The following is an 8,389-nucleotide window of genomic DNA, read 5'->3' as shown; positions in this document are numbered from 1 at the left end:
CGGGCGTGGATCCGCCTGGTTGAGCCATCCCCCCCCCGATGGACCAGACACGCCTCCGGTCGTCGGCGTACTGGCGCGCGCGCAATGCTCCGGGCTGTGAGGGGTCAGGAAAGGCCCCACTGCTGGCTGGTCGCGCCGGTGCCCGTCTCCTGGTCCACCGCCGCTCCCTGGGTGGTCGAGCCCGCGACACCGATGTGCAGGTCGCTGCCCACCCCGGCGAGCATGTACGTGCTGCCGGTGTAGCTGCCGACCAGGTCGAGGAACCACTGCTGGTTCGTTCCACCGTTGCAGGTCCACTGCTGCAACTGCGTGCCCGTGGTGGTCGACTGGTTCGGTACGTCCAGGCACAGGCCGCTCTTCACGCTCTTCAGCGTGTACACGTTGTCCGCCAGCTTCGTCAGGGTCCACTGCTGGTTGGTGCCACCGTTGGACGCCCATTGGATGATCTTGGCGCCGTTAGCCGTGGAGCCGCTCGACACGTCCATCAACTGGGAGCTGTTGACGTTCTTGAGGGTGTGGACGCCCTCCGACGGTATCCCGCTGCCGGCGGTCCAGGTTCCGGCGGTGGCGTCGAGGGACCAGGTGGGGTACTGGCCGAGGTTCACCGTCGTGCCCCGGATGGTCAGCGGCAGCCAGATCAGCTTCGACGCGCCCAGGTCGGAGGTGTCCCAGCGGTCGCCGGCGTAGAGGTAGGTGGTGCCGGAGGTGCCCTGCACCGTGATGACGTTCGCCGTCTGGCTGCCGTAGGTGTGGGTGCCGGGCGCGGCGAAGTTCCGGAACGCCGACCAGGGGCCGCTCAGTGAGGTGGCGGTGGCGTAGATGTTGTCGTTCAGGCTCCAGCCCGTCAGGTGGGAGCCGAAGACGTAGTACGTGCCGTCCTTCTTGATCATGGCCGGTGCCTCGACGCTGCCGCTGCCGCTGCTGCCGAGCACGGCCACCGCGCTGTCGACGGAGAGGTAGTCGGCGGACAGTTTGTCGATGCGCAGACCGTTGTTGCGGTCCTCGCTCAGCAGGTACGCGGTGCCGTCGGTGTCCTGGAACAGACCGAGGTCACGGCTGAGGTTGCCCAGCGGGCGAAAGCTGCCCCGGTAGGTGTAGGGGCCGCAGGGGGTGCTGCTGGTGGCGACACCGACCTTGGCCTCGGAGTAGTTGGTGCTGTCGATGTGCATGTACATCACGTACGTGCTGGTCGACGCGTTGTAGATGACCTTCGGTCGCTCCACGACCCGGCTCGGCCCCAGGTCGCCGGCGGTCTGTCTGCTCAGGGCCTGGCCCTGGTAGGTCCAGTTGGCGAGGTCGTTCGAGGTGTAGCAGGTGATGTCCTGGAAGGAGGTGTCCGCCGAGGTCTCGCCGGTCTTGTCCTCGCCGAAGCCGTACCAGGTGTCTCCCACCTTGATGATGCCGAGGCCGTGCAACTGCAGGGCGTTGCCGTTCTGGTCGGTGCGGGCGGCGCCCGTGGTGAACGACACGCTGGCGGCGTGCGCCTCGGTCGCCGGAAGCAAGAGGGCGGCGACCCCGCCGAGCAGTGTCAGAAAGACGGTGGCGGCTCTGTGCCGGCGGCCGGTCGGCCGATGAGGTGTTCTCTTGGGCATGCGTGTGCCTCTCCGATCCGAGCAGGCGGGTCCCTGCCGCCTGGCGGGGATCAATGAGAGAGGCAGCACCCCCATGACGTCAATGATTTCGATCGAATTTGTTCGTTCTTGACCGTCGTCCCCTCTGTCCGATATTTCGGCCATCCGTCCTGCATGGATGAGGGGTTGAACTTTCGCGCCCCGAGGCGCTACAACTTCGCCTTGGTCGGAATCTGTCACTTGGTGGTCGGGTGTGTTCGAACGATGACCTCGCGGGCCCCGGTCACACAAACGGCGTGAGCGGGGCCCCGAGATCAGTCACCGGGAAAGGTGAGGGCCGGCCCCCGCTAGTTCCGGTACCGGAACACGATCCGGCCGCGCGTCAGGTCGTACGGCGGGAGCTCCACCAGCACCCGGTCCTCCAGCATGATCTTGATGTAATTCTTGCGGATCTTCCCGCTGATGTGCGCGAGGACCTGGTGACCGTTCTCGAGCTGCACGGTGAACATGGCACTGCGCAGGCACTCGACGACCTTGCCCTCGACCTCGATGACGTTCTTGTGCTTAGTCATCGCACCAGCTCCAGGTTGCTGCTCATCGGCCGGGCGCCGATGCCCTCGAACAGCGCCGAGGCTGCCTGGTTGGGCTCCTGGACCTCGGTCCAGGCCGCGGCGTACCCGGATCGGTGCAGCGTCCCCAGGGCGTGGGCGAGCAGCGCCCGCGCGATGCCGCGGCGCTGCTCGCCGACCCGGACCGCGACCAGTCCGATGCGTGGCCGGATCGCCGTCACGACCCGGATCAGTCCCAGGTAGCGGTCGGGTGCCGCGGCCACCGCGTACTTCGACGGGTCCACGATGGTGTCGCCGTCGGGGCCGGAGATCACCTCCGCCGGCATCGACTGCCACCCCACGGTCGCCTCGACCTCGTCACGGATCGCGCGGTCCACCGCCCGCAGCAGAGTCTCGTCCGCCTGGCCGGCGGGAACGACAGTGACGCCCGAAGGGGGCAGGACCGCGCCGAGCCCGGTGACCTGCGGGTCGGTCGGGACGGAGTACTCCCACTCGCGGCGCCGGAGCGTGAAGCCGGCCCGCCGCCAGGCAGCCGTCAGTTCGACATCGGCTTCGTCCACCACCGTGTGCAGCGGCGTCGGCAGTTGCGCCAGCATCGCTTCGGCGAGCCGGTCGAAGACGTCGTCGTGCCAGGCGTCGATGCTGACGTACAAGCGCCCGTCGGGCCGGTGCTGCGCATGCCCTCGGCCGACGACCAAGTCGTCGTCCAGCGCATGCCATTGCCTGTCCGCGACACGCGTGATTGTCACCGCGTTCTCGCTCAGGCCGGATGGGAAAGGCTTTGTGTTCATCGGAGTCTCCCTCCAGGAGTGCCTCGATCTCAGGCGCTCCTGGCGACACCGAACGTCAGCCGCCGGACCGTGACGGGTTGAGGGAGCACCCACGGGTAACTGCGTTCACGGGGCTCACCTCCACACGACGATTTCACGGTCCGACGGGAAAGTAGCAGCGGTGCCTCACTCGGCTCAACTTCTTTTTTCGGGGCGTGAGATGAGAGTTCCAGGGTGTCCGTCAAGGGGCGCTGACCGGGACGGCAGGCGCGCGGAAGAGGACCGAAGTCGGGGTGGCTGTCCGGCCGGCTCGCGGCGGGCGGTGGCGAATCGGCGCTGGTAGGCGGCGGGGCTGATGGACAGCTCCCGCCCGAAGACGCGGCGCAGGCTCTCGTAACTCGGGAAGCCGGTCATGGCTGCCGCCTGTGTGGCGGTGTGCCCCTGGTCGAGCAGTGACTTCGCGATGTCGAAGCGGATCGACTCGACGTACCGGGCGGGTGTGGTGCCCAGCTCCTCCCGGAACAGCCTGGTGAGGAGGCGCGTGCTGACGTTGAGTCGTCCGGCGAGTCCCTCCACGGAGTAGTCGTCGGCTCGATCGCCGTCCAGCTCGCTCCGTCGGCTCGATGGCCGTCCAGCTCGCTCACGAAGCGGGCGCCCGCGTGATCGGCACGGGCCGCTTCGCAGATCGGGACACCGTGCTCGACCTGGGCGCGCACGCGTTCCTCGACCTGGAAGCCGACCGTTGGGAGGACACAGGCCAGGTCGACGTCGTGTTCGACGTCATCGGCGGCGACGCCCTCGACCGCTCGGCCGCCCTGGAACGACCCGGCGGCACACTCGTCAGCGTCGCGCACCAGCCCGCCGTGCGCCCCGCCGACGGTCGGGCCGTCTTCTTTCGTGGTCGAACCCGACCGCGTACGCCTCGTCGACCTCGCCCGGCGTCTGCGGGACGGCCGACTGCGGGTGCGTGTCGGCGCGGTGCGGTCGCTGGCCGAGGCAGCCGACGACTTCGCCTCACGGCAGCGCGTCCCGGGCCGCACGATCATTCGCGTTGATGAGGACTGAGGACTGAGGACTGAGGACTGAGGGCGACAGGGCGGGCCGGCCGAGTGCCCTCGGACGTTCGCCGGGCCCGCCCCGGCCGCCGGTCCGGAGCTGCACTCAGGAGGGTGTGGGGGCGGACGGCGCGGTGGCCTCCCAGGCGAATCCGTCCGGGTCGGTGAAGGCGTCGGCGGCGCCGCCGCGGGCGAGGGTGGGCGAGCCGGTGCCGTCGGCGGGGACGCCGAGGTCCTTGGCCAGGGCGCTCCGCTTGTACAGCGCCAGCTTGACGGGGCTGGACTGACCGCACGCGAACTCGGCGTACTTGCGTCAACGCCAGAGTCGGGGGCCATGCGCCGGTCAGATCCGATCCGAGGTCCTGGTCGGCAGCCCGTACCGCTCGGCGATCGGGTTCCACTTTTCAATGAAGGCATTCTTCGCAGAGGTCGCCTGAGCGCTGGCATCGCTGCCCGCTTTCCAGCTGCTGTCGTGCGGCGCGCTGCCGGGTGTGCAGCCACCGTTCCCCATCTCACCCGCCCACGCTGCGTACGCTGAGTCCGCGTCCGCACTGTGCTGCCAGGCTGCACGCAGTTGCGTTGTCGCACCGGCGCTGCCGCGGACTTGGGAGAGATCCAGCGCATTGAGTTCGCTGATGAGCGCTGAGCGCTGTTCTGCGGCGTCTCTCAGCGTTCCGGTGGCCGCGGATACCGACGCCGGGGACGTGCACGCCTGAATGGCGTTCACGGCGCCGACGACCATCCGTCGAGACTCGGCGCTGCGGTCGAGTAGCTGGTCCAGAGACTTCGCCTGGTCCGCTGCCGCTGGATGGTTCTGGGAGGCGCTTGGGGATCCTGGGGGATGCCCTGATGTGGAGACGCCCGGCTCGGTCGCTGGCGGCCCACTGCCGCCTCTGGAGGTGAGTGCCCAGGTCAACCCGCCGATGAGCGCTGCCACCAGCGCGGCCGCCAACGCGATCAGCACGATGTTGCGCCGCCTGCGCCCACCGTCGCTCGTGCCTCCTGGATACGGGATCGGTTCCGTCGGTGGCGTGCCCCTCTGGTGGTCGCCGTATGCCCCGGCCTGCGCTGGCTCTGGGCGTGCGCCGGTGCCGTGCGGGGACAGCGGTGTCGACTGCATGGGATACCGGGCGGACCGCTCGGCGGTGGAGTCCGGGTCTTCGTGCTTCACCACCTCTGTGGGGGGATGTTGCAGGCCCGGTGCCGTCAGGTTGCTCGCCTGACCTGTTGCCACCTCCTCGATCATGCGCTGCGCCTGGGCGGCCGTGGGCCGCTCGTTCGGGTCCTTGCGCAGCAACGACTCGATGACCGGGGCGAGCGGGCCGGCATGGCGTGGTTCAGGCAGCGGATCACTGATCACGGCCTGCAGGGTGCTGAGAGTCGAGGTACGGCTGAAAGGCGACTGGCCTTCCACTTCGGCGTACAAGGTGGCGCCCAACGACCACAGGTCGGACTCCGGGCCCGGACGGTGTCCCATCGCACGTTCCGGGGCCAGGTAGTCGGGCGAGCCCACGATGTCGCCGGTGCGGGTGAGACCGGCGGAACCTTCAAAAAAGGCGATACCGAAGTCGGTGAGCACGACCCGGCCGCCGCGCTCCAGCAGTACATTGGCGGGTTTCACGTCACGGTGCAGGACACCGAGCTGGTGTGCCCGGTCCAAGGCTGCCAGGACCTGCGCCCCGATCCGGGCGGCGTCACGCGGCAGCAGCGTGCCCTCGGTGGCAATCACGTCGGCGAGAGACTGACCGTCGATCAACTCCATGACGATCCATGGCCTGCCGTTCTCCTGCAGCACATCGAACACGGTGATCACGCCAGGATGCTTGATCCGAGCCGCGGCCCGGGCCTCCTGCTGCATCCGTAGGTGCAGGACGGCGAGCTCCTCCTGCGACACGCCGCTGACGACCAGTTCCTTTACCGCGACCTCGCGGTCGAGCAGCTGATCCTGAGCCCGCCAGACCGTGCCCATTCCGCCGTGGCCGATTTGTTCCACGAGCAGGTACCGTCCGGCCAGCTGCCAGCCCTCGCCCGCCGTGGCAGATGCCTTGGGCGTCGGACCGAGGCCGTCGGCGCCTCCTGCTCCAGCACCTGCCCCGGGAGGGTCGTCTTGGGTATCCATCGCTACCCCTGTCCGTGCCCAACCTGCCGCGCGGCCGCCCAACGGCCTCGGAGCGTCATAAGGCGCTCCAACGTGAACGCAAGGGGGTCGGCCTCGTGGAACAAGTCAAGGCCCGCCTCAAGCGCATGCAGAATCACCCACCAACAGACCTCTGGTTCGTTCGATCAGCGCATTTAAGATGGGCAATGATTGAATGGCTTCTTGCGCCTGATGTGGTGTAGATCCAAAACTCGACGTCTGATTCGTGTTGTTGCGCTGTGCCGCAGCCGTGATTGAACGGGTACGTCACCCGTCCCTTGCTCACTCGACCATACGAGGGATGAGAGAAAGGATGGTTCTCCTCTTTCCATCTGGATCCCTTAACCCCCTTGAAGCCGAAACCCTCTGCATTTTTGCCGGGATCGGTGAACTGGACGCTGAGATAGACCAGCACTCCTTTTCGCTGCGTTGCCCAACGCGTAATGGCGGGACGGTTGTGCTCTTGTATTGCCATCCTTAGCCAGGTCCCAGCCCTGATCCCCAACTGTTGGTCAATGTACCAGGCAGCTTGCAGACAATAGAGTGCCGGCGTTCCAATTGTCCCGAATAGCGAGGTCGCCGGGACCAGCTTGGCGAGTCGGGTGATGAACCTTGCGGCCTCGAAAACATCGAGATCGGTGCTGGTGGTCGTCCGATCGCTTAGTTGGGCGATGAGTTCTAGCCCTGTGTTTCCCTTTTGGGATATCTTGATTATCCTGGCTCCCTCCGGAAGGCCCAGACCCTTAAGTCCCTCGCTAAATACAGCTGGTCCCACAGCCTTAAGGACTGCTCGGCCGCAAACTGCGGCGGCCTTGCCGAATTCTACGTTTGGCAGGTCCTGAGGCAGCCGCAGAAAGACCGGAGAACTGGACATTTTTGGGGGTGTTTCGACGGCAAGTGCTGTCGATCCTGGCATTGCTGTCAGCACTGCCGCGAGTAGCGCTGAACCAAGCCCAAGGAAAGGCCGTTTGGCACGCATGGATGCTTCTCCTCTTCAGGACCACGCCACCCTGGGATCCATCAACAGAAGGGAGCATCTGGGGCGTTGGCCCAGAAGGAGAGGAACGACCAAGTTTGGGCACCGATGCGCCCGTCGACGACAATATCGGCACATTGCTGGAAGTCCTCCGTCGCGGACTCCGTGAGTCGGCCAAAGTCTCCGTCCTCGTCCAGGCCTGCGTCTATGGCCTGATTGAGGTAGCACTGGGCTTGTTGGACTGCCGGCCCGGATGACCCTCGTTGAAGGCTCGGCCGACTCTTGGTGTAGTTGCATATGTCGTCCGGCCCCTGGGTCACGAGGTTTGTTGGATGGTTCAACTTGTGTGCGGCTTGAGTGCTGGCCACCACGGCGGTCGTAGAAGCGTCGGGGGATGCCGCGACAGCAGGCGCTCCTGCAAGGGCAATTGGAAGGGCCAGGACTGCTGCGGCGGTGAACGCACGTCGCATCCTCATCACCTCCAAGGAGGGAGTCCCTCTCCTCATCATGCGCTTCGCGCACCCCGGTTGCATCTCGAGAACGACTACCCGACGCTGCCGGGCACACCTGAAAAAATACCCATGACGCCGCTTGTGGCAGTACCGCGGCGGAATGAGAATCACTGGACGTGCGGGATGCTGCAGGCGGTGAGGTTCACCCCAATGGAGGGCTGATTGCCGATGTTCTATGAGGGCCCGTCAGTAAGAGGTCACCATTGGTGCGTTGAGTCGGTGCACGCCTCTTTCCGAGAGAGGGTCGCTCCTTCCCTCTGCTACACGCGCGGACCACTGGAGGTTCGCCAGACGGCTATACCCTGGGGTTCACGCCCGGGCAGGGAGGCGCCGGCCGTCGTCGCGAATTCCAGCGGTATGCACTTCCAGGATCGTTCATGTCGATGCATACGATGTACGAGGGCGGGGTGGAGTCGCTGCTAAAGGGTGTTGCACAAGGCCGTGAGCTGGGCATCTCCATTGTATGGCTGGGGTGTTGAGGGCCGAGCGGGTGTGGGTGGAGACGTTCACGGGACTGCGGATGACGCAGTTCTCGGGTCTGTTGAAGGTGGTGCGGGAGAGGGGCGGTAACGGCACGCTGCGGGGCCGGCCGTGGTCGTTGCCGTTGGCTGAGCGGGTGCTGATGGTCGCGGTGTACTACCGCACGAACCTGACGATGCGGCAGCTGGGTCCGCTGTTCGGCGTCTCGTCCTCGACCGTGTGCCGTGGGCTTGATCCGCTTTGACGGACATCCGAGATCAGGGGTTCAGCCCCGGGAGGATGTCCATCATGGAGAGCATGGGGAAGAAGAAGCCTCGGC

General features: G+C 66.4%; 6 protein-coding genes and 4 pseudogenes. 2 read left to right on the top strand and 8 right to left on the bottom strand.

Annotated elements, in window-relative coordinates; genetic code table 11:
- Nucleotides 1-104: 104 nt before the first annotated feature.
- The 4 genes and pseudogenes from ABZT93_RS40110 to ABZT93_RS40095 form a co-directional block, all read right to left on the bottom strand.
- The gene (locus ABZT93_RS40110; protein ID WP_356114040.1) at nucleotides 105-1,592 is read right to left on the bottom strand and encodes an RICIN domain-containing protein; all 1,488 of its coding nucleotides are present in this window, start codon (nucleotides 1,590-1,592) and stop codon (nucleotides 105-107) included.
- A gap of 326 nt (nucleotides 1,593-1,918) precedes the next feature.
- Complete coding sequence (gene infA, locus ABZT93_RS40105) at nucleotides 1,919-2,143, bottom strand: translation initiation factor IF-1 (protein WP_356114038.1); 225 nt, start codon at nucleotides 2,141-2,143, stop codon at nucleotides 1,919-1,921.
- Complete coding sequence (locus ABZT93_RS40100; protein ID WP_356114035.1) at nucleotides 2,140-2,931, bottom strand: GNAT family N-acetyltransferase; 792 nt, start codon at nucleotides 2,929-2,931, stop codon at nucleotides 2,140-2,142. Before ABZT93_RS40100 ends, infA begins: the two co-directional genes overlap by 4 nt.
- A 288-nt stretch (nucleotides 2,932-3,219) precedes the next feature.
- A pseudogene (locus ABZT93_RS40095) lies at nucleotides 3,220-3,495 on the bottom strand (helix-turn-helix domain-containing protein); the annotation flags it as partial.
- A 29-nt stretch (nucleotides 3,496-3,524) separates the two neighbouring features.
- On the opposite strand from ABZT93_RS40095, the pseudogene ABZT93_RS40090 reads away from it, so the two are divergent.
- Nucleotides 3,525-3,975: pseudogene (locus ABZT93_RS40090) on the top strand (zinc-binding dehydrogenase); the annotation flags it as partial.
- 96 nt (nucleotides 3,976-4,071) lie between these two features.
- On the opposite strand, the pseudogene ABZT93_RS40085 reads toward ABZT93_RS40090, so the two are convergent.
- From ABZT93_RS40085 to ABZT93_RS40070, 4 genes and pseudogenes are all read right to left on the bottom strand, one after another.
- A pseudogene (locus tag ABZT93_RS40085) lies at nucleotides 4,072-4,275 on the bottom strand (glyoxalase); the annotation flags it as partial.
- Nucleotides 4,276-4,308: 33 nt separating this feature from the next.
- Complete coding sequence (locus ABZT93_RS40080; protein WP_356114032.1) at nucleotides 4,309-6,084, bottom strand: protein kinase; 1,776 nt, start codon at nucleotides 6,082-6,084, stop codon at nucleotides 4,309-4,311.
- A gap of 133 nt (nucleotides 6,085-6,217) precedes the next feature.
- Nucleotides 6,218-7,081 carry a hypothetical protein gene (locus ABZT93_RS40075; RefSeq protein WP_356114030.1) on the bottom strand — a complete coding sequence of 288 codons (864 nt, stop codon included), beginning with the start codon at nucleotides 7,079-7,081 and terminating at the stop codon, nucleotides 6,218-6,220.
- Between the two features lie 41 nt (nucleotides 7,082-7,122).
- Nucleotides 7,123-7,548 carry a peptidoglycan-binding domain-containing protein gene (locus tag ABZT93_RS40070; protein WP_356114028.1) on the bottom strand — a complete coding sequence of 142 codons (426 nt, stop codon included), beginning with the start codon at nucleotides 7,546-7,548 and terminating at the stop codon, nucleotides 7,123-7,125.
- 505 nt (nucleotides 7,549-8,053) lie between these two features.
- On the opposite strand from ABZT93_RS40070, the pseudogene ABZT93_RS40065 reads away from it, so the two are divergent.
- A pseudogene (locus tag ABZT93_RS40065) lies at nucleotides 8,054-8,284 on the top strand (transposase family protein); the annotation flags it as partial.
- Nucleotides 8,285-8,389 lie beyond the last annotated feature (105 nt).

The sequence above is a fragment of the Streptomyces sp. NPDC005303 genome (genome assembly GCF_040607335.1).
GTDB lineage: Bacteria > Actinomycetota > Actinomycetes > Streptomycetales > Streptomycetaceae > Streptomyces.
Note: the sequence above shows the minus strand (reverse complement) of the source record. Positions and strands in the feature narration are given on the sequence as shown.